Source organism: Nocardioides dongkuii (assembly GCF_014127485.1).
In the GTDB taxonomy this organism is placed as follows: domain Bacteria; phylum Actinomycetota; class Actinomycetes; order Propionibacteriales; family Nocardioidaceae; genus Nocardioides; species Nocardioides dongkuii.
Window position 1 is genome coordinate 1,785,560 of sequence record NZ_CP059903.1, and the last position, 20,794, is coordinate 1,806,353.

Here is a 20,794-nt window from a genome sequence, read left to right on the forward strand (position 1 = left end):
GCCCGACCGCCGCCGTCGCTGGGACCCTGTCCCGGTGCACCTCGTCCTCCTCTTCGGCCCGCAGGCCGTCGGCAAGCTCGCCGTCGGCCGTGAGCTCGCCGCCCGCACGCCGTACCGGCTCCTGCACAACCACGCGACGATCGAGCCCCTGCTCGAGGTCTTCGAGTACGGCGCACCGCCCTTCCGGACGCTGAACGAGGAGTTCCGGCGCCGGGTGGTCGAGGAGGCGCTCGCGGCCGGCCTGCCGGGCCTGGTGTTCACCTACGCCTGGGCGCTCGACGTCGCCGAGGACACGGCGTACCTCGAGGGGTTCGTCGAGCCGGTCCTGGCCGCGGGCGGTCGCGTCGACTTCGTCGAGCTTTACGCCGACGAGGCCACGCGGCTGGCCCGCGAGGGCACCCCGGTGCGCCTGGCCGCGAAGCCGTCGAAGCGCGACGTGGCCTGGGCGCGCGACCACCTCGTCGAGTGGGGGCAGCGCTACCGCCTCTCGACCGGGCCGGACGTGCCGTTCCCGCTCGAGCACCCCCACCTCCGGCTCGACACCACGCATGGCTCCGCCGCGGACACCGCCGAGGAGGTGATCCGCCGCCTCGACCTGCCCCGCTCCTGACCGGCGGTCACGGGGCACAGAGGGCGAAGCCGTCGCCGTCGAAGGCGAGGCTGGAGGCGGTGGAGGCGTCGCCGGTCCCGTAGTCGTGGTCGATGCGCACCAGCGGCCCGTCGGTCTCCACGTCCCACGTCGCGTCCTGGGTGAACGGACCGCCGCTCGCGAGCAGGGGCTCGCCCTCCAACCAGGCCTCGCGCGCCGTCGCGTCGGCCTTCGCAGCGTCGTCGTCGGCGAAGGCGAGCACCGTCGTGGTGGTCCCCGCGTCGTCACCGTGGACGAAGAACCCGGTGGCGTCCGGCCGGCCCAGGTCCTCGAGCCCGGAGGCCGCGTTCAGCTGCTCGGTCTCCTCGGGGCTCAGCGGCCCGTCCTCGTAGACGGCGCCGCAGTCGATGTCGCGCCGCAGGTGCGCGAACTCCGCGTCGTCGGCCGCGTCCACCACCTCGTCGAGGTCCTCGGCGTCCAGGACGGAGTCCCCGTCGTCGGTGATCACCTCCAGCACGGCCTCGGGGTCCGGGCTGACGATGATCAGGTGCTCGTCGGGCACCAGCACCGGGCTCATCATGACCTCGACCGGGTAGCGCCGCCCGTCCGAGCTCGCCGCGCCGAGGCTGCTGCGCAGGTGCCGACCGCCGTCCTCCTCGGTCTCCTCGTAGCCGGCCGCCACCATGTCGTCGGCGACCTCGTCGAGGTCGACGTCGTCGTCGATCCTCCAGACGACCCACATCCCGTCGTCGCCCTGGGCGCTGACCTCCCACTCGAGGTCGAGATCGCTGAACGCCGCCTCCTGCATCTGGGGGAGGTAGTCGGTCAACGTGGTCGTGGCGGCCATCGACTCCCGGAGCCCCTCCAGGTAGCGGTCGACGTCCTCCTCGTCGGCGCCGGTCTCGACGTCGTCGATCTCCAGCCGCTCGGCGGCGGCGGCCCGGCCGACGTACGTGACCGAGGTGGCGGTGTCCGGGACGACGTCCAGCGCCTCCTCCAGGTCCGCGGAGGGCGAGGAGGGGGAGGAGTCGGAGGAGGAGTCGGAGAGCAGGCTGCACCCGGTGACCGGACAGGCGGTGGACAGGACGAGGGCGGCGATCGCGGTACGGCGCATGAGGGCCATCGTGTCGCTCCGGTACCGGATCCAAACCCCTCGGCGCGCATGCGCGGCGATTCCGGCGGGTGCGCGCATAGGGTGCTTCCGTGCCCGACACCTCGGTCGACCCGGACTCCATGATCCGGGCTCGCGGCCTCCGCAAGTCCTTCGGCAAGGCCGGCGAGACGTTCGAGGCGGTGCGGGGCATCGACCTCGACGTACGCCGGGGCGAGGCGTTCGGGTTCCTCGGGCCCAACGGCGCCGGCAAGTCCTCGACGATGCGGATGATCGCGGCGGTCTCGCCGGTCAGCGACGGCGAGCTGCGGATCCTCGGGATGGACCCCGCCACCGAGGGGCCCGCGATCCGCGGCCGGCTGGGCGTCTGCCCGCAGGAGGACACCCTCGACGTCGAGCTGAACGTCCGCGACAACCTCTACATCTACGGCCGCTACTTCGGGATCCCGAAGGCGGAGGTCAACGACCGGGTCGACGAGCTGCTGGAGTTCGTCCAGCTCACCGAGAAGGCGCGCGCCAAGGTCGACGACCTCTCCGGCGGCATGAAGCGCCGCCTGACGATCGCGCGCAGCCTGGTCAACCGTCCCGAGCTGCTGCTGCTCGACGAGCCGACCACCGGCCTGGACCCCCAGGCCCGGCACGTGCTCTGGGACCGGCTGTTCCGGCTCAAGCAGGCCGGGGTGACCCTGGTGCTCACCACGCACTACATGGACGAGGCCGAGCAGCTCTGCGACCGGCTCGTGGTCATGGACAAGGGGCTGATCGTCGCGGAGGGCTCCCCGCTGGAGCTGATCCGGGCGCACTCGACCCGGGAGGTCGCCGAGCTCCGGTTCGGCCTCGCCGAGGAGGGCGCGAGCCACGACACGATCGCGGAGAAGGTCGCCGACCTCGGCGAGCGGGTGGAGGTGCTGCCCGACCGGCTGCTGGTCTACAGCGAGGACGGCGAGGAGGTCGTCGCCAAGGTCCACGAGCGCGGCCTGACCCCGATCGCGGTCCTGGTCCGCCGCTCCTCCCTCGAGGACGTCTTCCTGCGGCTCACCGGCCGCACCCTGGTCGACTGATGGCCGACCTCGCGCTCCGCGACGGGCTCAGCCGCCAGGTCGACTACTGGTGGACGGTCTACCGCCGCACCTGGCGCTCCTCGGTCGTCTCCTCGTTCCTCTCCCCGCTGCTGTACGTCGTGGCGATGGGCGTGCTGCTCGGCGGCTTCGTCGACGCCGACCCCGACACGCTCGAGGGCGCCCCGTCGTACCTCGCGTTCGTGGTGCCCGGGCTGGTCGCCGCCCACGCCATGCAGACCGCGGTGGGGGAGACGACGTACCCGGTGATGGGGCTGATCAAGTGGCAGCGGGTCTACGACTCGATGCTGGCCACGCCGCTGCAGGTCCAGCACCTGGTCGCCTCGACGCTGGGGTTCGTGGCCTTCCGGCTGATCACCACGTGCGGGGTCTACATGCTGGTGCTCGCGCCGTTCGGCGTCTTCGAGTCCTGGTGGGGGCCGTTCCTGGCGTTCGGGGCGCAGGTGCTCACCGGCATGGTCTTCGCGGTCTGGGTCTACGGGTTCACCGCCCGCCTCCACAACGAGGAGGCGTTCGGCGTGCTGTTCCGGCTCGGGGTGTTCCCGCTGTTCCTCTTCTCGGGGGCGTTCTTCCCGGTCGACAACCTCGGGGAGGTCGGCGCCTGGGCGGCCCGGATCACCCCGCTCTGGCACGGCGTCAACCTGTCCCGGATGTTCTGCCTGGACCACGTCACCTGGTGGGTCGCCGGCGTCAACGTGCTGGTGCTGGTCGTGCTGCTCGTCGTCGGCTGGGCCTGGGCGCTCACCGGCCTGCGGAAACGGCTGGTCTGGTGAGCACCGCGCACTCGCCGCTGACCTCGACGCAGGCCCTGCGCCTGCTCGTGCTGCGCAACTACCTCGTCTACCGCGACTCCTGGAAGCTCTTCCTGACCGGCTTCCTCGAGCCGGTGCTCTACCTGTTCTCGATCGGCCTCGGCGTCGGCCAGCTCATCGAGACCTTCGAGTTCAACGGCGAGACGATCCCGTACGCCGAGTTCGTCGCGCCGGCGATGCTCGCGGCGTCCGCGTTCAACGGGGCGCTGCTCGACTCGACGTTCAACGTCTTCTTCAAGCTGAAGTTCATCAAGCTCTACGACCAGATCCTGGCGACCCCGCTCACGACCGGCGACGTCGCGCGCGCGGAGATCGTCTGGGGCCAGCTGCGTGGCGGGTCGTACTCCGCGGCGTTCCTGCTGGTGATGCTGGCGCTGGGGCTGATCGACTCGTGGTGGGCGGTGCTCGCGCTGCCCGCGGCGCTGCTCATCGGGTTCGCCTTCAGCGCCGTGTGCATGGCGCTCACGACGTACATGACGTCCTGGCAGGACTTCGACAAGGTCACCCTGGTGCAGGTGCCGCTGTTCCTGTTCTCCGCGACCTTCTTCCCGATCACCGCCTTCGACGGGTGGCTGCGGTGGGTGGTGGAGTGCACCCCGCTCTACCGCGGCGTGGTGCTGTGCCGCGAGCTCACCACCGGGGCGCTGTCGTGGTCCTCGGCCGTGTCGGTCGTCTACCTGGTGCTGATGGGCCTGGCCGGGCTGTACGTCGTGCGCCGGCGCCTGGACGCGCTGCTGCTGACCTGAGCGCTCCCGGGTCGCCGGCACCGCTGGCGCGATGTCGGGGGAGGTTGGCAGCCGGCCGCGTGGCCGGCACCGCCGGGCTCGGCCAGGATCGCCTCATGAGCGCGATCGAGCCCGACACCAAGGACTGGACCTGGGTCCTGGAGCGCCCGTGCCCCGCGTGCGGGTACGACGCCGGCACGCTCGACCGGACCACGCTCGGCGCCCGGCTGCGGCGCGACGCCGCGGGCTGGCCGGCGCTGCTCGCCGCGCCCGACGCGGCGGTGCGGCCTGCGCCGGGGGTGTGGTCGGTGCTGGAGTACGGCTGCCACGTCCGCGACGTGCACGGGGTCTTCGGGGAGCGGGTCGCGCTGATGCTGGCGCAGGACGACCCGGTGTTCGGGAGCTGGGACCAGGACGAGGCGGCGCTCGACGGGCGCTACCAGCTCCAGCACCCCGCGACGGTCGCCCGCGAGCTGATGACGGCCGCCGACACCGTGGCCGCGGCGTACGACGCGGTGCCGGGCGACGCCTGGGGGCGGCGGGGGAGGCGCAGCGACGGCAGCGTCTTCACGGTCGAGACCCTCGGCCGCTACCACCTGCACGACGTCGTCCACCACGCCCACGACGTGCGGGCCGCGGCGGCCGCGGTGGACGACGTGCTCGGTCCGCTGCGGGAGCGTTTCGCGGCGATGGTGGGGGCGGGCGGCCGGGTGCTCGAGATCGGCAGCGGGGCCGGCCGGGACGCGGCCGCGCTGGAGGCGCTCGGGCTCGCGGTGCGCCGTACCGACGTCGCGCCGGGCCTCGTCGAGCTGCTGTGCGCCGACGGCCACGACGCCGACGTGCTCGACCCGCTGGTCGACGACCTGGACGACCCGCGGCGCCCCGGCACGCCGTACGACGGGGTGCGGGCGAGCGCCTCGCTGCTGCACGTCGCGCGCGCCGACCTGCCCGTCGTCCTCGCCCGGCTCGCCGCGGCGACCCGGCCCGGGGGAGCGCTGCACCTCTCGGTCAAGCAGGGCGACGGCGAGGGCTGGTCGACCCACGGGTCGGTGCCCGCGCCGCGCCGGTTCACCTCCTGGCGCGCGGACGCCCTGGCGGCCGTGGTCGCCGGCGCGGGCTGGGAGGTCGCTGCGCAGGAGGAGCGCGAGGGGCAGCGCGGCGAGACCTGGCACCAGGTGCTGGCCCGGCGTCGCTGACGCGACCACGGGACGTACCCTCGGCGGCGTGAGGCACACGGAGTTCTGGTCGCGGCTGGACGCGGCGCTCGGGCCGGCGTACTCCCGGACCTGGGCGGAGCGGCTGGTGATGAGCGAGCTGGGCGGGCGGACCGCGCAGGAGGCGCTGGACGCCGGCGTACCTCCCAAGGAGGTGTGGGCCGTGGTCTGGGCGGTCCTCGAGCTCCCGCCGCAGGACCGCTGAGCCCCTCCCGAGGGGGCGCGACACGCCCACGCGTCGGGTCCGCCATCGAACACGTGTTCGGGCTAGGCTGGGTCCACAGGTACGACGCGGGGCGGCTTCATCCACAGCTCTCGGCAGCGCTGAGCAGGCGCTGTCGGTGGGTCGCCCTAACGTCGCCGAGGTACCTGACACCCGACGACAGAGAGAAGGCCCGGCCATGGCTGGAGACCGCGACAAGGCGCTCGACGCAGCGCTGCTCAACATCGAGAAGCAGTTCGGCAAGGGGTCGGTCATGCGGCTCGGTGACGAGACCCGGGCCCCGCTCGAGGTGATCCCCACGGGCTCGATCGCCCTCGACGTCGCCCTCGGCCTGGGCGGCCTGCCGCGCGGCCGAGTGGTCGAGGTCTACGGCCCGGAGTCCTCCGGAAAGACGACCGTCGCCCTGCACGCGGTGGCCAACGCCCAGCGGGCCGGTGGCATCGTCGCGTTCATCGACGCCGAGCACGCGCTCGACCCCGACTACGCGGCGGCCCTCGGCGTCGACACCGACGCCCTGCTGGTCTCCCAGCCCGACTCCGGTGAGCAGGCGCTCGAGATCGCCGACATGCTGGTCCGCTCGGGTGCGCTGGCGCTCATCGTCATCGACTCCGTGGCGGCGCTCGTGCCCCGCGCCGAGATCGAGGGCGAGATGGGCGACAGCCACGTCGGCCTGCAGGCCCGGCTGATGAGCCAGGCGCTGCGCAAGATGACCGGTGCGCTGAACAACTCCCAGACCACCGCGATCTTCATCAACCAGCTGCGCGAGAAGATCGGCGTGATGTTCGGCTCGCCGGAGACCACGACCGGTGGCCGGGCGCTGAAGTTCTACTCCTCGGTCCGCCTCGACGTGCGCCGCATCGAGACGCTCAAGGACGGCACCGACATGGTCGGCAACCGCACCCGCGTCAAGGTCGTCAAGAACAAGGTCGCGCCGCCGTTCAAGCAGGCCGAGTTCGACATCATGTACGGCCAGGGCATCAGCCGCGAGGGCGGGCTCATCGACGTCGGCGTCGAGGCGGGCATCGTCCGCAAGGCCGGCGCCTGGTACACCTACGACGGCGACCAGCTCGGCCAGGGCAAGGAGAACTCCCGCAAGTTCCTCCGCGACAACCCCGACCTCGCCGACGAGCTCGAGAAGAAGATCCTCGAGAAGCTCGGCGTGGGCCCGCAGGTCGACAAGGAGGTCGCGGCGGAGCTGCCGGGCGACCCGATCGGTGTCGACGACTTCTGAGCCGGACCCCGTGCGCGAGGACCGTCCCGCCCCGTCCTGGGCCGGCGACGTCACCGCCGGGGTGGATGCCTGGACGCGACGTGCGTCCGGGCCCGCCCCGGCGGCGCCCGCCCCGGACGCTCCGCCACCGCCCGACCGGGCCGCGCAGGGGCCGGACGCCGACCCCGAGTCGGTGGCCCGCACGATCCTGCTCGACCAGCTCACCGGCCGGGCGCGGAGCCGGCGCGAGCTGAGCGACAAGCTCGCGTCCAAGAACGTCCCGCCGGAGCTGGCGACCCGCCTCCTCGACCGGTTCGAGGAGGTCGGCCTGGTCGACGACGAGGCGTTCGCGCGGGCGTGGGTGGCCGGCCGCGGCTCGGGGCCGGGCAGCTCCAAGCGGCTCGCCCGGCGCGCGCTCGCCCAGGAGCTGCGGCGCAAGGGCGTCGACGACGAGGTCGCCCGCGAGGCCCTCGACGAGATCGACCCGGCCGAGGAGGAGGAGGCGGCCCGCGCCCTGGTCCGCAAGAAGCTGCGCTCCCTGAGCCGCGTCGACGACGTGGTCGCCACCCGCCGGCTGGTCGGCATGCTCGCCCGCAAGGGCTACGGCTCCGGGCTGGCGTTCGCGGTCGTCAGGGACGAGCTGGCACAGGCCGGCCGCGACGGGGTCGAGGAGTACTGAGCGTCGTCGTGGGTCACCATGCAGGGGTGACCGACGAGCGCGAGACGCTGACGTACGAGCAGTTCGGGGTCGCCGTGCGCGACCTGGCCCAGCAGGTGGTGGACTCCGGGTACGAGCCGGACATGGTGCTCTCGATCGCCCGCGGTGGCCTGGGGCTCGGCATGGGGCTCGGCTACGCCCTGGACGTCAAGAACCTCTCGGCGATCAACGTCGAGTTCTACACCGGCGTCGACGAGCGGCTCGAGGTCCCGATCATGCTGCCGCCGACCCCGTCGGCGGTGGACCTCGCCGGGTTGCGGGTCCTGATCGCCGACGACGTCGCCGACTCCGGCCGGACGCTCGAGATCGTCCAGGACTTCTGCGCCGACCACGTGGCCGAGGCACGCTCCGCGGTCATCTACGAGAAGCCCCGGACGGTCGTGCACGCCGACTACGTCTGGCGCCGCACCGACCTCTGGATCGAGTTCCCCTGGTCCGTGCAGCCGCCCCTGGTCGACCGACGCGGCGGGCAGGCCCACTGATGACCGCGACCAGCACGGACACCAGCACGGGCGGCGCCCTGCGGCTTCCCGGGGGGCCGGTCGACCTCGCGGCGCTGGCCACCGACGCGACACCGGGGTTCTCGCACGGCAAGAAGGCCGGCAAGGCGGCGCTCGCCGCGCTCGGCGGCGAGCTCGCCGACCTCCAGGAGCGGCTCTGGGCCGAGGGCCGGACCGGCGCGAAGCGGCGGGTCCTGCTGGTCCTGCAGGGCATGGACACCGCCGGCAAGGGCGGGGTGCTGCGGCACGCCGTGGGCCTCGTCGATCCCCAGGGCGTGCGGATCACCTCCTTCAAGGCGCCGACCGAGGAGGAGGCCGCCCAGGACTTCCTCTGGCGCATCGAGCGCGCCCTCCCCGACGCCGGCTACCTCGGTGTCTTCGACCGGTCCCACTACGAGGACGTGCTGATCGCCCGGGTCCGGTCGCTGGCGCCGCCCGAGGAGATCGAGCGCCGCTACGGCGCGATCGTCGACTTCGAGCGCCGGCTCGTGGAGCAGGGCACGACGGTGGTCAAGTGCATGCTGCACATCTCGCCGGAGAAGCAGAAGGAGCGGCTCCTGGCCCGGCTCGACGACCCCACCAAGCAGTGGAAGTACAACCCCGGCGACGTCGACGAGCGGGCCCGCTGGAGCGACTACCAGACGGCGTACGAGGTGGCGTTGGAGCGCACCCACACCGAGGAGGCGCCCTGGCACGTCGTCCCGAGCGACCGCAAGTGGTACCGCAACCTGGCGATCGGCCGGCTGCTGCTCGAGACGCTTCGCGGGCTCGACCCCCAGTGGCCCGAGGTCGACTACGGCGTGACGCACGAACGGGCCAGGCTCACGGGCGAAAAGCCCGCGGCCTGACCCGTCCGGTCAGCGGTCGGTCGAGGTCGGCGGCTCAGAGCCGGTAGGTCGAGCCCTTGATCGTGGAGCTCGCGAACTTGCGCGAGCCCTTGAACACGATCTTCCAGTGGAACCGGCCGTTCCGGGGCGCCGGCAGCACCATGCTGAAGCGGCCCTTCTTGTTGGACTTGAGCGCCTTGAACTTCTTGTACTTCTTGCCCTGCTTCTTGAGCACGGTGATCTTGGTCTTGTCCTTCGGCTTCACCTTGCCCTTGAAGCCGGCCTTGCGGCCGGTGAGGCCGCCGATCTCGATCTTGCGCTGCACCTTGACGGCGATGGCGGCGGACGAGGCGGCGTAGGTCGCGTCGCCGCTGTAGAGGACGCGGTAGGTGGCGTTGCCCGCGGCCTTGACGGACTCGTACATGTAGGCGGTGCTGGAGGTGGCGACCGTCGTCCAGGAGGACTGGCCGGCGAGCTGGCGCTGGAGGGTGAGCGACCCGTCGAAGACCTGGTTGCCCGCGGGGTCGACCACGTTGATCCCGGCGGACAGGGAGTCACCGAACTCCAGCGGGGAGCTGACGGAGTAGATGAACGGCCGCTCCGCGTAGGCCGACACGATGCGGGTGGCGGTGGCCGCCGAGGCGGGCGAGGCGGAGGTCGCCACGAGGGACGCCATGGGGGCGACCAGGGCGGTGGAGATGACGGCGGCCAGAAGGCGTCGTACGCGCACGGCGATGGTTCCTGTTCTCGAGGGTGGGAGTGGACGGCGTCCCGAGCCGCAGGCGGAGAACTACCCCGCCGGGTATCGGTTAAACGCCGATCCTCATCCGGTTAGGGTCATCGCGTGATCCCGACCGTGCCCGTGACGCGCTACGTCACCCCGCTGCGCGAGGGCGGCAGCCTCCCGGGCATTGTCGAGGCCGCGGACCTGGGCACCTACGTGTGCAAGTTCCGCGGCGCCGGCCAGGGCGTCCGGGTGCTCGTCGCGGAGACGATCGTGGCGGACCTGGCGCGCCGGATCGGGCTGCGCACCCCGCGGCTCGTCGCGCTCGACCTCGGCCCCGAGATCGCCCGCTACGAGGCCGATGAGGAGGTGCAGGACCTGCTGGTGGCGAGCGTCGGGCTCAACCTCGGCGTCGACTTCCTCCCCGGGTCCTTCGGGTACGACGGCGACGTGCCGACCGGCCCCGAGGAAGCCGCGCGGGTGCTGTGGCTCGACGCGTTCTGCGCGAACGTCGACCGCTCCTGGCGCAACCCCAACCTGCTGGTCTGGCACGGCGAGCTGTGGGTGATCGACCACGGGGCGTCGCTGTACTTCCACCACGGCTGGCCCGGCGGCTCGCTGGCCAAGGACGGCGCGGCCGAGCGGTTCGCGGCGCAGCCGTGGGACCTGGGCGACCACGTCCTCGAGCGGTACGCCGGGGGCCTGGCCGCCGCCGACGCCGACGTGCGGGAGCGGCTCTCCGCGGACGACCTCCCCGAGGTGCTGTCCCTGGTCCCGGACGCGTGGCTGGGACCGGTCCCCGGCGCCGAGACGCCGGACGCCGTGCGGGCGGCGTACGTCGACTTCCTCACCGCGCGGCTGGCGACCCGCCAGTGGCTCCCGGGGGCGGCGTGATGAGCACCCTCGCCTACCAGTACGTCGTGCTCCGCTGCGTGCCGCGCGTGGACCGCGAGGAGTTCCTCAACGTCGGCGTGGTGCTCTACTGCCAGGCCACCGACTTCCTCGGTGTCTCCTGGGACGTCGACCGGGACCGCCTCCGCGCGCTGGACCCGGGGCTCGACCTCGACCAGGTCTGCGACGCGCTGCGCTTCGTCGAGGGCGTGTGCGCGGCCGACCCGCGCGGCGGCGCCGCCGCCGGCCACCCGATCGGTCAGCGCTTCGGCTTCCTCAAGGCGCCCAAGAGCACCGTCCTGCAGCCCGGCCCCGTCCACGGCGGCCTCACCGCCGACCCCGCCACCGAGCTCACCCGCCTCCGCGCCCACCTCGTCGGCTGACCGCCCCCCGGTACTGCGCAGAACCCCGCCGAGTCGGCGCACATGTGCGCCGACTCGGCGCTTGTGTCCGCTCTCTCCACAGACCAACCTGTGGGAAACCCGAACACAAGCGCCGACTCGGCGAGGAAAGCGGGTCAGACGGGGACGAGCTCGACTGCGCCGACGGCGTACCGGGCCAGGATGGTGCGGGCGACCTCGGGGTGCGCGCCGAGCGGCTCGGAGACGGCGACGGCGCCGGCCTCCAGGGCGAGCTCGGCGGCGCGGTCCGGGAGGAACCCGGGCGCGAGGAAGAGCGACGCGACCGCGATGTGGCGGCGGCCCTCGGCGCGGAAGGCGCGCACCGCCTCGCCGGTGGCGGGCGGCGAGCTCGAGGCGAACGCCGCGGTCACGGGCAGCTTGTGGCGTGCGCCCCAGACCCGGGCCAACCGGGCGACCGCCTGGTTGGCGAGCGGGTCGCTGGAGCCGGCGGCGGCGAGCACGAGCGCGTCGAGCTCGCGCACCCGGGACTCCCGCAGCGCCTCGCGCAGCCGGACGTCGAGCACCTCGAGGAAGCACGGCTCGAGCCCGAGCACCGCGGTCGCGCGCACCTGCACGCCCGGGTGCTTCGCGGCCGCGGCGGCCACGGCGGAGGGCACGTCGACCTTGGCGTGGTAGGCCTCGGAGAGCAGCAGCGGCACGACCACGATCTCGTCGTGGCCGGCGCGCACCAGCCGGTCGACGACCGTCTGGAACGCCGGCTTCGACAGCTCGAGGAACGCGGGCTCGATCCGCAGGTCCGGGCGCATCGCGCGGACCTCGTCGACGAGCGCGGTGATCGTGCGGGCAGACCGCGGGTCGCGGCTTCCGTGCGCCAGGGCAACCAGGGCGGGAGCAGCCATCAGGACAGCCTCCTCAGACTTCGTGCAGGGGTACGGCGGACGGCGCTGTCCGCAGGAACGGGGGTACGGCGGGCGGTCATGAGTGGATCCCGCACTCGGTCTTGCCGGTGCCGGCCCAGCGACCCGAGCGTGCGTCCTCGCCGGGCGCGACGCGGCGGGTGCAGGGCGCGCAGCCGATCGAGGGGTAGCCGTCGTAGGCGAGCGGGTTGACCAGCACGCCGTTCTCGACGATGTAGCGCTCCATCTGCTCGTCGGACCAGCGCGCGAGGGGCGAGACCTTGACCTTGCGCTTCTTGGCGTCCCAGCCGATGACCGGGGCGATGACCCGGTTGTGGGTCTCGGCGCGGCGCAGCCCGGTCGCCCAGGCGTCGTAGCCGTCGAGCGACGTGGCCAGCGGCTGCACCTTGCGCAGCTGGCAGCACAGGTCGGGGTCGGTGCGGAACAGGTCCGGGCCGTACGTCGCGTCCTGCTCGGCGACGCTCTGCACGGGCGTGATCGTGAGCAGGGTGACGTCCATCGTGGCCTGCACCGCGTCGCGGGTGCCGATGGTCTCGACGAAGTGGTAGCCGGTGTCGAGGAAGACCACGTCGATGCCGGGCACGACCTTCGACGCGAGGTGCGCGAGCGCGGCGTCGCCCATCGAGGAGGTCACGCAGAACCGCTCCCCGAAGGTCGCCGCGGCCCACTCCACGATCACCTCGGCGGGCGCCAGCTCCAGCTCGGCGCCCCAGTGGGAGACGATCTCGCGCAGCTCCTCGGGCGTGCGGCCCTCGGTGCGGGCGCCGCGGTTGTTGCGGGCCACCGTCGTGGTCGCGGCGCTCACGGCGTGCTCCTCCTGCTCGCGTCCGGCCGGGTCAGGCCGAGCATCCGGAGGGAGAAGGCGCGCAGGCAGCCGCGGCACTCCCAGGTCCCGTGGGGGGAGCTGACCTCGCCGGTCTCCGAGACGACCTCGTGCGGGCGCAGGTCCTCCTCCCCGCAGAACGGGCAGTGGTACGGCACGGCGCGCTCGCTCATGAGACCACGGCCGCCAGCTGGCGCTCGCCGCGCAGCAGGTCCTCGTCGGCGCGCTGGACCCACTCCACGAACGACTCGCCCTCGGTGCGGTCGGCGAGGAACGCCGTGACCACCGCGGTGACGTAGTCGTCGAGGCCCGCGCTGGTCACCTTGTGCGCGCGCAGCTTGCGGCCGAAGTTCGCGCCCAGGCCGGTGGCGCCGCCCAGGTGCACCTGGAAGCCCTCGACCTGCTCGCCGTCGGCCATCACCAGCTGGCCCTTGAGCCCGATGTCGCCCACCTGGGTGCGGGCGCAGGCGTTGGGGCAGCCGTTGACGTTGACCGAGATCGGGACGTCGAGGTCGGGGAAGCGGCGCTCGAGCTCGGAGACCAGGGCGCGGGCGCGCTCCTTGGTGTCGACGATCGCGAGCTTGCAGAACTCGATGCCGGTGCAGGCCATCGTGTTGCGCCGCCAGTTCGAGGGGCGGGCGGAGAGCCCGATCGCGTCCAGCCGGGCGACGAGCTCCTCGACCCGGTCGGCGTCCACGCCGAGCACCACGATCTTCTGGTACGCCGTGAACCGCGCGCCGGCCGCGCCGTACTCCTCGACCAGGTCGGCGAGCTGGAGCAGCAGGGTGCCGGAGATGCGTCCCGCGGTCGGCGCGATGCCGAGGTAGAACTTCCCGTCCTTCTGCTCGTGGACGCCGATGTGGTCGCGGTGGGCGACGGGGACCGGCGGGGACGGGCAGGAGACGAGCTCGCGGCCGAGGTACTCCTTCTCGAGCACCTCGCGGAACTTCTCGATGCCCCAGTCCGCGACGAGGTACTTCAGCCGGGCGCGCGAGCGCAGGCGGCGGTAGCCGTAGTCGCGGAAGATGCCGGCGACGCCGGCCCAGGCGTCGGCCACCTCGTCGAGCGGGATCCACACGCCCATCGGCTTGGCGAGCATCGGGTTGGTGGAGAGGCCGCCGCCGACCCACAGGTCGAAGCCGGGGCCGTGCTCGGGGTGGACGGTGCCGACGAAGGCGATGTCGTTGGTCTCGGGGGAGACGTCGTGGCTGGGGTGGCCGGTGACCGCGGTCTTGAACTTGCGCGGCAGGTTGGAGAACTCCGGGTTGCCGATGAAGCGGCGGAAGATCTCGTCGAGCGCAGGAGTGCCGTCGATGATCTCGTCCTTGGCGACGCCGGCGACGGGGGAGCCGAGGAACGGCCGCGGGGAGTCGCCGCACGCCTCGAGGGTGCTCAGGCCGGCGGACTCCAGGACGTCCCAGATTGCGGGGACGTCCTCGATGCGGATCCAGTGGTACTGGATGTTCTGCCGGTCGGTGACGTCGGCGGTGTCGCGGGCGAAGTCACGGCCGACGGTGCCGAGCGCGCGCAGCGTGGTGGCGTCGAGCAGCTTGCCGTCGGAGCGGACCCGCATCATGAAGTAGCGGTCGTCGAGCTCCTCCTCCGCGACCGTGGCGGTCTTGCCGCCGTCGAAGCCGGGGGCGCGCTGGGTGTAGAGACCCATCCAGCGGAACCGGCCGCGCAGGTCGGCGGGGTCGATGGAGTCGAAGCCGCGCCGGGAGTAGATGTTCCGGATCCGGGCCTGCACGTTGAGCGGGTCGTCGTCCTTCTTGGCCTGCTCGTTCTTGTTCAGCGGCTCGGTGTAGCCGAGGCCCCACTGGCCCTCGCCCTTCTTGGGGCGGGGGATCTCCGCGCTGGTGGCGGGCTGGGGCTTGAACCGGAGGTCGGGCATGAGGGAGTGCGTCCTTCGCTGAGGGTGCCGCGCGAGAGGTGCGCGGGCGGGGCGGGGCAGAGGGCCTAGCTCAGCGGGACCAACACATCATGCTGCCGGTGCGCCCGAGGTCCACGTGGCGGCGGACCACGAGGTGCGCGTGCGTGACAGCGGAGACCATGTCAAGGAGTCTCATTGCCTGGACCGCCCGCCTACAAGGGTCCCATCCGAATTATGAGACACATGTCCATGGGTTGAGACGAGTGGCCCGGGACACGCCTGGGATCCGGGTCCGGTGCGGTCCACGTCACACTCGGCGCCGGTCGGGTAGGCGGACGCCGGCGGGGCTGGCAGCGGTCGGAGCGCCGTAGGCTGAGGGGCATGAGCGACCTCGACGCCCTCACCAGCAGCGCCTACTCCCAAGCACTCGAGGTCATCGCCTCGGTGGAGCCCCGGGTCGCGGAGGCGACCCGTCAGGAGCTCGCCGACCAGCGCGGCTCGCTCAAGCTGATCGCGAGCGAGAACTACGCCTCGCCGGCCGTCCTGCTCACCATGGGCACCTGGTTCAGCGACAAGTACGCCGAGGGCACCGTCGGCCACCGCTTCTACGCCGGCTGCCAGAACGTCGACACCGTGGAGTCCCTCGCCGCCGAGCACGCCCGCGAGCTGTTCGGTGCCGAGTACGCCTACGCGCAGCCGCACTCCGGCATCGACGCCAACCTGGTCGCCTTCTGGTCGATCCTGGCGCACCGGATCGAGGGGCCCTGGCTGGAGAAGGCCGGGCGCAAGAACGTCAACGAGCTGACCGAGGAGGACTGGGAGGCGCTGCGCAAGGAGCTCGGCAACCAGCGGCTGCTCGGCATGAGCCTGGACGCCGGGGGCCACCTGACCCACGGGTTCCGCCCGAACATCAGCGGCAAGATGTTCCACCAGCAGCAGTACGGCACCGACCCCGAGACCGGGCTGCTCGACTACGACCTGCTCGCGGCCAAGGCGCGCGAGTTCAAGCCGCTGATCCTGGTCGCGGGCTACTCGGCGTACCCCCGCCGGGTGAACTTCGCGACGATGCGCGAGATCGCCGACGAGGTCGGCGCGACGCTGATGGTCGACATGGCGCACTTCGCCGGGCTGGTCGCCGGCAAGGTGTTCACCGGCGACGAGGACCCGGTGCCGCACGCCCACGTCGTCACCACGACCACGCACAAGTCGCTCCGCGGCCCCCGCGGCGGCATGGTGCTGGCGACCGAGGAGTACGCCCCCAGCGTCGACCGCGGCTGCCCGATGGTGCTCGGCGGCCCGCTCTCGCACGTGATGGCCGCCAAGGCCGTCGCGCTGGCCGAGGCCCGCCAGCCGGGGTTCCGGACCTACGCCCAGCAGGTCGCCGACAACGCCAAGTCGCTCGCCGAGGGCTTCCTGACCCGCGGCGCGGACCTGGTCACCGGCGGCACCGACAACCACCTGGTGCTGCTCGACGTCTCCTCCTACGGCCTCACCGGCCGGCAGGCCGAGACCGCGCTGCTCGACGCCGGCATCGTCACCAACCGCAACTCGGTGCCGGCCGACCCGAACGGCGCCTGGTACACCTCCGGCATCCGCCTGGGCACCCCCGCGCTGACCACCCGCGGCTTCGGCCACGACGAGTTCGACCGGGTCGCCGAGCTGATCGTGCACGTCCTGCAGAACGCCCAGCCGGGCACGACCAAGGCGGGCGGCCCGTCGAAGGCGTCCTACGTGCTGGGCGACGGGGTCGCGGCCAAGGTCAAGGACGCCTCCGCCGAGATGCTCGAGCGGCACCCGCTCTACCCGGGTCTCGACCTGGCCTGAGCCGAGCCTCAGCCGCCCAGGCCGAGGAGGGCGACCATCGAGGGCAGCAGCAGCACGATGAGGATCGCGCCGAGCACGTCGAAGGACGCCCCGGACCGGATCATCTTGGTGATCGGCACGACGCCGGAGCCGTAGACGATCGCGTTCTGCGGGGTCGAGACCGGCAGCATGAAGCCGAACGACGCCGCGAACGTCGCGGCCAGGGCCGGCACGAACGGGTTGATGCCCGCGGCGACCGCGATCGGGATGATGATCGGCACGACGACGGCCGCGGACGCGGTGTTGCTCGTCGTCTCCGACACCAGGATCGCCAGGATCACGGCGAAGACCGTGATCGCCAGCGTGCTGCCGAGGCCGAGCGCGTCGTACGAGCCCTGGCCGATGGTCTCGGCCAGGCCGGTGCTCTCCAGCAGCGAGCCGAAGATGATGCCGGTGCCGAAGAGCACCACCGTGCCCCAGTCGATCCGGGCCGCGTCGCTCCAGCGCAGCGTGAACTCGCGGCTGCCCCAGTCGGTCGGCAGCAGGAAGAGCAGCGACGCGCCCAGGACCGCGACGATCCCCTCGTCGAGCCGCCCGCTCACCGTTGCGTACGCCGAGGAGTCGGCGCCGGCGACGAGCGCGACGACGCCGGGGGTGATCCACAGCGTCACGGTGACCACGAAGGCGACCAGGGTGTTCTTCTCCGCCCGGCTCATCGCGCCCAGCTGGGCGCGCTCGGCGTCCACCCACTCCTCGACGCCGTCGAGCCGCTTCAGCTCCGGCTTGTTGAGCAGCAGCAGGACCAGCGCGAGGGCGACGAACATGAGTGTGCAGACCGGGAAGGCCAGCAGCATCCAGTCGAGGAAGGTGACGGTCTCGCCGGTCGCCTCCTCGATCAGGCCGCGGCCGATCAGGTTGGGCGGCGACCCGACCGGGGTCAGCAGGCCGCCGACGCTCGCGCCGTACGCCAGCATCAGCATCAGCGCGACGCCCACGCGCAGCCGGAGCGGGTCGAAGTCGGGGGCGACCAGGTCGCGGGACTGCAGCAGCTTGGCGATCACCGTGAGCAGGCCGATCGCGGTCGGCAGCAGCATCGCCACGGTCGCGGTGTTGGAGACGAACCCCGAGAGCAGCGCGGTGATCGCGCCGAAGGCGATCACCACACGCGCGGTGGAGGTCCCGACGCCGGGGAGGTCCAGGATGAACATCGCGAACCGCTTCGCCACGCCGTGCTTGAGCATCGCCTGGGCCAGGATGAAGGCGCCGATGAAGGTGAAGACCGTCGAGGAGCCGAACGGCGCGAGCGCGTCGTCGGCGCTGGCCACCCCGAGCAGGACGATGGCGCCGACCCCGATGAAGCCGCCGATCGGGATCGGCACCGGCTCGGTGACCCACAGGACGATGACGCCGAGCAGGACGGCGGCCAGGGTCTGCTGCTGCGCGTCCAGCCCGAGGGGCAGGAAGTAGAAGACGGCCGTCACCAGGGGAGCGAGCACCAGCCCGGTGGTGCGCCGGGTCTTCTCGAACCGCTCCTCCCGCTCGGAGAGCTGCTGCTCCCCGAGGCTGCGGTAGGTCGCGTTGTCGAGGAACGCCTTGTCGACGTCGGTACGCCGCGGCTCGTTGTTCGTGGTCGTCATCGGGTCGCCACCTCCGGGACCGCCCGGAGCAGCGGGGTGCTGTGACCGGGCTCACATCGCGCATACCCACCGCCCCGCCCGGATAACCCGCGGTGGCCGCCCCGGCGAGGGGGATCAGGCCGCGGGGGTGGTCCGCGCCACGATCGCCCGCAGGTCGCCGCCCTGGAGCGCGCCGTACGTGCCGTCGTACGACGTGCCGAGGCGGGAGGCGCAGAAGACGTCGGCCACCTCGGGGGGCGCGAACCGCACGAGCAGCGAGCCCTGCAGCACCGCCGCCATCCGGCCCGCGAGCCGGCGGGCCTGCACCTCGAGCTGGGTCGGGTCGCCGAGCAGCGTGCCGAGCAGCGCCAGCACGTCGTCCACCGCGCGGTCCAGGCGTACGTCGCCGCCGCGGGCGAGCCCGACCTCGGTGATCCACGCGTCGAGCGCCTCCGGCTCGCGGCCGAGGGCGCGCAGCACGTCGAGCGCGTTGACGTTGCCCGAGCCCTCCCAGACCGAGTTCAGCGGCGCCTCGCGGTAGAGCATCGGCATCATCGACTCCTCGACGTACCCGTTGCCGCCGAGGCACTCCAGCGCCTCGCCCACCATCGCCGGGGTGCGCTTGCACACCCAGAACTTCGCGAGCGGCAGCGCGATCCGCCGCAGCGCCGCCTCGTGCGGCTCGTCCCGGCGGTCCACGGCGGCGGCGAGCCGCATCCCGAGGACCGTCGCGGCCTCGGACTCCACGGCGAGGTCGGCGAGCACGTTCTGCATCAGCGGCTTCTCCGAGAGCAGCGAGCCGAACGCCGAGCGGTGCGCGGCGTGCCAGGACGCCTCGGAGACCGCCCGCCGCATCAGCGACGCCGAGCCGAGCACGCAGTCGAGCCGGGTCGCGGCGACCATGTCGATGATCGTGCGCACGCCGCGCCCCTCGTCGCCGAGCCGGACGGCGACGGTGCCGTCCAGCTCGAGCTCGGAGGAGGCGTTGGAGCGGTTGCCGAGCTTGTCCTTGAGGCGGACGACGTCGAGCTGGTTGCGGGTGCCGTCGGGCAGCACCCGCGGCACCACGAAGCAGGTCACGCCGCCGGCCGCCTGGGCGAGCACCAGGAAGACGTCGTTCATCGGCGCGGAGGTGAACCACTTGTGCCCGTGCAGCGTGTACTCGCCGTCGACGGAGGTCGGGCGGGCCTCGGTGACGTTGGCGCGGACGTCGGAGCCGCCCTGCTTCTCGGTCATCCCCATGCCGGCGAGCGCGCCGCGCTTCTCGCGGGCCGGCCGGACGCCGGGGTCGTAAGAGCGGGACGCGAGCAGCGGCGTCCACTCCTTCGCGAGCGCGTCGTCGGCCCGCAGCGCCGGGACCGCGGCGTACGTCATCGAGACGGGGCAGCCGTGGCCGGGCTCGGTGTGCGACCAGGCCATGAACCCGGCGGCGCGGCGCACGTGGGCGTGGGGGGAGTCGTCCTCCCACGGGGCGGCGGCCAGGCCGTGGCCGACCGCGCGCTCCATCAGCCAGTGCCACGACGGGTGGAACTCGACCTCGTCGACCCGGTGGCCCCAGCGGTCGTACGGCACCAGCCGCGGGTGGTGCTCGTTGGCGAGCCGCCCGTGCTCGCGCGCGTCGGCCGAGCCGGCCTCCGCGCCGAGGTCGAACAGGTCGTCGACGACGGCGGGGGAGCCGTGGCGTACGACGGCCTCGGTGAGCGCCCGGTCCGCGGTCACGACGTTGTGGCCGACGAGCGGCGGCGCCTGGTTGGTGACCGTGCGGATCGCGGCGCGAGCGCCGGGGTTCGACGTACCCATGCAGATACCGTAGGCGCATGGTCTCGGAGTCCCAGCAGAGCGCCGGGGCACCCCCCACCGAGACCCTCGCGCACCGCGTCGGGCACACGCTGTGGCGGCTGGTCGTGACCGCCATCGGGTCCTGCCTGCGCTACCGGGTGACCGGGCTCGCGGCCGAGGGCGCGTTCTTCGCGGTGCTGTCCGTGCCGCCGCTGATCTTCGCGCTGGCGGGGGCGGTCGGCTACGTCACCGGGCAGTTCTCCGCCGGCGAGGTCGAGGAGGTCCAGCGGGCCGTGCTGGACCTGTCCTCGCGGCTGCTGACCGAGACCGCGGTCGACCGGGTGATCCGGCCGACGATCGACGACGTCCTCGAGGGCGGCCGGTTCGACGTCATCTCGGTCGGCTTCGTGCTCGCGCTGTGGTCGGGCTCGCGGGCGCTCAACGTCTTCGTCGACACGATCACGATCATGCACGGCCTCGGCGGGCACCGCGGGATCGTCAAGACCCGCGCGCTGTCCTTCGTGCTCTACGTGCTGGCGCTCGTCACCGGCATGGTCGCGATCCCGCTGATGGTGATCGGGCCCTCGCTCGCCGCCGAGTGGCTGCCCCAGGACGCCGACTTCCTGCTGGCCTTCTACTGGCCGGTCGTGACCGTGGTGTGCATCTGCTTCCTCGCGACGCTCTACCACGTCTCGGTGCCGGTGCGGACGAACTGGACCTTCAACCTCCCGGGCGCGACGTTCTCGCTCTTCGCCTGGGTCGCCGGGTCCTTCGTGCTGCGCTGGTTCCTCCAGGCGACGGCCGCCGACTCGCGCTCGATCTACGGTCCGCTGGCCGCACCGATCGCGGTGCTGCTGTGGCTCTACGTCCTGGCGCTGGTCGTCCTCATCGGCGCCGCGGTCAACGCGGCGTTCGACACGGTCTTCCCGCAGGCCACCACCACGAGGGCGCGTCTCGAGCTGGTGCAGCGCCTGCGTCACCTCGCCTCGCGGGACCGGTAG

Annotated in this window: 22 protein-coding genes; 14 read left to right on the forward strand and 8 right to left on the reverse strand. The window is 72.5% G+C overall.

The window, feature by feature from the left end; genetic code table 11:
- The first annotated feature begins 34 nt into the window (after positions 1-34).
- On the forward strand, positions 35-610 hold the full coding sequence (locus H4O22_RS08640) for an AAA family ATPase (RefSeq protein WP_182526591.1): 576 nt from the start codon (positions 35-37) through the stop codon (positions 608-610).
- A gap of 7 nt (positions 611-617) precedes the next feature.
- On the opposite strand, the gene H4O22_RS08645 is transcribed toward H4O22_RS08640, so the two are convergent.
- A complete protein-coding gene (locus tag H4O22_RS08645) occupies positions 618-1,703 on the reverse strand; it encodes a hypothetical protein (RefSeq protein WP_182526592.1) in 1,086 nt (361 codons plus the stop codon).
- A gap of 89 nt (positions 1,704-1,792) precedes the next feature.
- On the opposite strand from H4O22_RS08645, the gene H4O22_RS08650 reads away from it, so the two are divergent.
- The 9 genes from H4O22_RS08650 to H4O22_RS08690 all read left to right on the forward strand — a co-directional run bounded on the left by H4O22_RS08650 (position 1,793) and on the right by H4O22_RS08690 (position 9,029).
- Positions 1,793-2,761: an ABC transporter ATP-binding protein gene (locus H4O22_RS08650; protein ID WP_342356060.1), complete on the forward strand. Its 969-nt coding sequence runs from the start codon at positions 1,793-1,795 to the stop codon at positions 2,759-2,761.
- Complete coding sequence (locus H4O22_RS08655) at positions 2,761-3,552, forward strand: ABC transporter permease (RefSeq protein ID WP_182526593.1); 792 nt, start codon at positions 2,761-2,763, stop codon at positions 3,550-3,552. The genes H4O22_RS08650 and H4O22_RS08655 overlap by 1 nt, the downstream gene beginning before the upstream one ends.
- Entirely contained in the window at positions 3,549-4,337 is a 789-nt protein-coding gene (locus tag H4O22_RS08660) for an ABC transporter permease (RefSeq protein WP_244963165.1), read from the forward strand. Before H4O22_RS08655 ends, H4O22_RS08660 begins: the two co-directional genes overlap by 4 nt.
- 95 nt (positions 4,338-4,432) lie before the next feature.
- Complete coding sequence (locus tag H4O22_RS08665) at positions 4,433-5,512, forward strand: methyltransferase domain-containing protein (RefSeq protein WP_182526594.1); 1,080 nt, start codon at positions 4,433-4,435, stop codon at positions 5,510-5,512.
- Between the two features lie 28 nt (positions 5,513-5,540).
- On the forward strand, positions 5,541-5,735 hold the full coding sequence (locus H4O22_RS08670) for a DUF3046 domain-containing protein (RefSeq protein WP_182526595.1): 195 nt from the start codon (positions 5,541-5,543) through the stop codon (positions 5,733-5,735).
- Between the two features lie 196 nt (positions 5,736-5,931).
- Complete coding sequence (gene recA / locus H4O22_RS08675) at positions 5,932-6,984, forward strand: recombinase RecA (protein WP_182526596.1); 1,053 nt, start codon at positions 5,932-5,934, stop codon at positions 6,982-6,984.
- A 10-nt stretch (positions 6,985-6,994) separates the two neighbouring features.
- Positions 6,995-7,642 carry a regulatory protein RecX gene (locus tag H4O22_RS08680; RefSeq protein WP_244963166.1) on the forward strand — a complete coding sequence of 216 codons (648 nt, stop codon included), beginning with the start codon at positions 6,995-6,997 and terminating at the stop codon, positions 7,640-7,642.
- Positions 7,643-7,668: 26 nt separating this feature from the next.
- Complete coding sequence (locus H4O22_RS08685; RefSeq protein WP_182526598.1) at positions 7,669-8,163, forward strand: phosphoribosyltransferase; 495 nt, start codon at positions 7,669-7,671, stop codon at positions 8,161-8,163.
- A complete protein-coding gene (locus tag H4O22_RS08690; protein WP_182526599.1) occupies positions 8,163-9,029 on the forward strand; it encodes a PPK2 family polyphosphate kinase in 867 nt (288 codons plus the stop codon). The genes H4O22_RS08685 and H4O22_RS08690 overlap by 1 nt, the downstream gene beginning before the upstream one ends.
- Before the next feature lie 34 nt (positions 9,030-9,063).
- On the opposite strand, the gene H4O22_RS08695 is transcribed toward H4O22_RS08690, so the two are convergent.
- A complete protein-coding gene (locus H4O22_RS08695; protein ID WP_182526600.1) occupies positions 9,064-9,738 on the reverse strand; it encodes a hypothetical protein in 675 nt (224 codons plus the stop codon).
- Positions 9,739-9,852: 114 nt separating this feature from the next.
- Between H4O22_RS08695 and H4O22_RS08700 the strand changes: the two genes are divergently transcribed.
- Together H4O22_RS08700 and H4O22_RS08705 are read left to right on the forward strand one after the other, a co-directional pair.
- Positions 9,853-10,626, forward strand: coding sequence for a HipA family kinase (locus tag H4O22_RS08700; RefSeq protein WP_182526601.1), 774 nt, complete (start codon positions 9,853-9,855; stop codon positions 10,624-10,626).
- The gene (locus H4O22_RS08705; protein WP_182526602.1) at positions 10,626-11,006 is read left to right on the forward strand and encodes a DUF3037 domain-containing protein; all 381 of its coding nucleotides are present in this window, start codon (positions 10,626-10,628) and stop codon (positions 11,004-11,006) included. The genes H4O22_RS08700 and H4O22_RS08705 overlap by 1 nt, the downstream gene beginning before the upstream one ends.
- A gap of 134 nt (positions 11,007-11,140) precedes the next feature.
- Here the strand turns inward: H4O22_RS08705 and H4O22_RS08710 are convergent, their stop codons facing one another.
- The 4 genes from H4O22_RS08710 to H4O22_RS08725 form a co-directional block, all read right to left on the reverse strand.
- On the reverse strand, positions 11,141-11,884 hold the full coding sequence (locus tag H4O22_RS08710; protein WP_182526603.1) for a sirohydrochlorin chelatase: 744 nt from the start codon (positions 11,882-11,884) through the stop codon (positions 11,141-11,143).
- A 76-nt stretch (positions 11,885-11,960) separates the two neighbouring features.
- Positions 11,961-12,707: a phosphoadenylyl-sulfate reductase gene (locus H4O22_RS08715; RefSeq protein ID WP_182526604.1), complete on the reverse strand. Its 747-nt coding sequence runs from the start codon at positions 12,705-12,707 to the stop codon at positions 11,961-11,963.
- Positions 12,704-12,898 carry an eL43 family ribosomal protein gene (locus H4O22_RS08720; protein ID WP_182526605.1) on the reverse strand — a complete coding sequence of 65 codons (195 nt, stop codon included), beginning with the start codon at positions 12,896-12,898 and terminating at the stop codon, positions 12,704-12,706. Before H4O22_RS08720 ends, H4O22_RS08715 begins: the two co-directional genes overlap by 4 nt.
- On the reverse strand, positions 12,895-14,616 hold the full coding sequence (locus H4O22_RS08725) for a nitrite/sulfite reductase (RefSeq protein WP_182526606.1): 1,722 nt from the start codon (positions 14,614-14,616) through the stop codon (positions 12,895-12,897). The genes H4O22_RS08720 and H4O22_RS08725 overlap by 4 nt, the downstream gene beginning before the upstream one ends.
- A gap of 360 nt (positions 14,617-14,976) precedes the next feature.
- Between H4O22_RS08725 and H4O22_RS08730 the strand changes: the two genes are divergently transcribed.
- Positions 14,977-16,419 (forward strand): glycine hydroxymethyltransferase, encoded by a 1,443-nt coding sequence (locus H4O22_RS08730; protein ID WP_182526607.1) that lies wholly within the window; start codon positions 14,977-14,979, stop codon positions 16,417-16,419.
- An 8-nt stretch (positions 16,420-16,427) separates the two neighbouring features.
- On the opposite strand, the gene H4O22_RS08735 is transcribed toward H4O22_RS08730, so the two are convergent.
- A complete protein-coding gene (locus H4O22_RS08735) occupies positions 16,428-18,035 on the reverse strand; it encodes an SLC13 family permease (protein WP_182526608.1) in 1,608 nt (535 codons plus the stop codon).
- Positions 18,036-18,149: 114 nt separating this feature from the next.
- The gene (locus H4O22_RS08740) at positions 18,150-19,814 is read right to left on the reverse strand and encodes an acyl-CoA dehydrogenase family protein (protein ID WP_182526609.1); all 1,665 of its coding nucleotides are present in this window, start codon (positions 19,812-19,814) and stop codon (positions 18,150-18,152) included.
- Positions 19,815-19,831: 17 nt separating this feature from the next.
- Here H4O22_RS08740 and H4O22_RS08745 point away from each other — a divergent pair, with 17 nt between their 5' ends.
- Positions 19,832-20,794, forward strand: a complete 963-nt coding sequence (locus tag H4O22_RS08745) for a YihY/virulence factor BrkB family protein (RefSeq protein ID WP_182526610.1) — start codon at positions 19,832-19,834, stop codon at positions 20,792-20,794.

Excerpts from the sequence above, each read along its gene's own strand:
- H4O22_RS08735 (WP_182526608.1), bottom strand. The coding sequence starts at position 18,035 with ATGACGACCACGAACAACGAGCCGCGGCGTACCGACGTCGACAAGGCG.
- H4O22_RS08710 (WP_182526603.1), bottom strand. The coding sequence starts at position 11,884 with ATGGCTGCTCCCGCCCTGGTTGCCCTGGCGCACGGAAGCCGCGACCCG.
- H4O22_RS08690 (WP_182526599.1), top strand. The coding sequence starts at position 8,163 with ATGACCGCGACCAGCACGGACACCAGCACGGGCGGCGCCCTGCGGCTT.
- H4O22_RS08745 (WP_182526610.1), top strand. The coding sequence starts at position 19,832 with ATGGTCTCGGAGTCCCAGCAGAGCGCCGGGGCACCCCCCACCGAGACC.
- H4O22_RS08665 (WP_182526594.1), top strand. The coding sequence starts at position 4,433 with ATGAGCGCGATCGAGCCCGACACCAAGGACTGGACCTGGGTCCTGGAG.
- H4O22_RS08655 (WP_182526593.1), top strand. The coding sequence starts at position 2,761 with ATGGCCGACCTCGCGCTCCGCGACGGGCTCAGCCGCCAGGTCGACTAC.
- H4O22_RS08705 (WP_182526602.1), top strand. The coding sequence starts at position 10,626 with ATGAGCACCCTCGCCTACCAGTACGTCGTGCTCCGCTGCGTGCCGCGC.
- H4O22_RS08730 (WP_182526607.1), top strand. The coding sequence starts at position 14,977 with ATGAGCGACCTCGACGCCCTCACCAGCAGCGCCTACTCCCAAGCACTC.
- H4O22_RS08720 (WP_182526605.1), bottom strand. The coding sequence starts at position 12,898 with ATGAGCGAGCGCGCCGTGCCGTACCACTGCCCGTTCTGCGGGGAGGAG.
- H4O22_RS08725 (WP_182526606.1), bottom strand. The coding sequence starts at position 14,616 with ATGCCCGACCTCCGGTTCAAGCCCCAGCCCGCCACCAGCGCGGAGATC.
- recA (WP_182526596.1), top strand. The coding sequence starts at position 5,932 with ATGGCTGGAGACCGCGACAAGGCGCTCGACGCAGCGCTGCTCAACATC.
- H4O22_RS08645 (WP_182526592.1), bottom strand. The coding sequence starts at position 1,703 with ATGCGCCGTACCGCGATCGCCGCCCTCGTCCTGTCCACCGCCTGTCCG.
- H4O22_RS08740 (WP_182526609.1), bottom strand. The coding sequence starts at position 19,814 with ATGGGTACGTCGAACCCCGGCGCTCGCGCCGCGATCCGCACGGTCACC.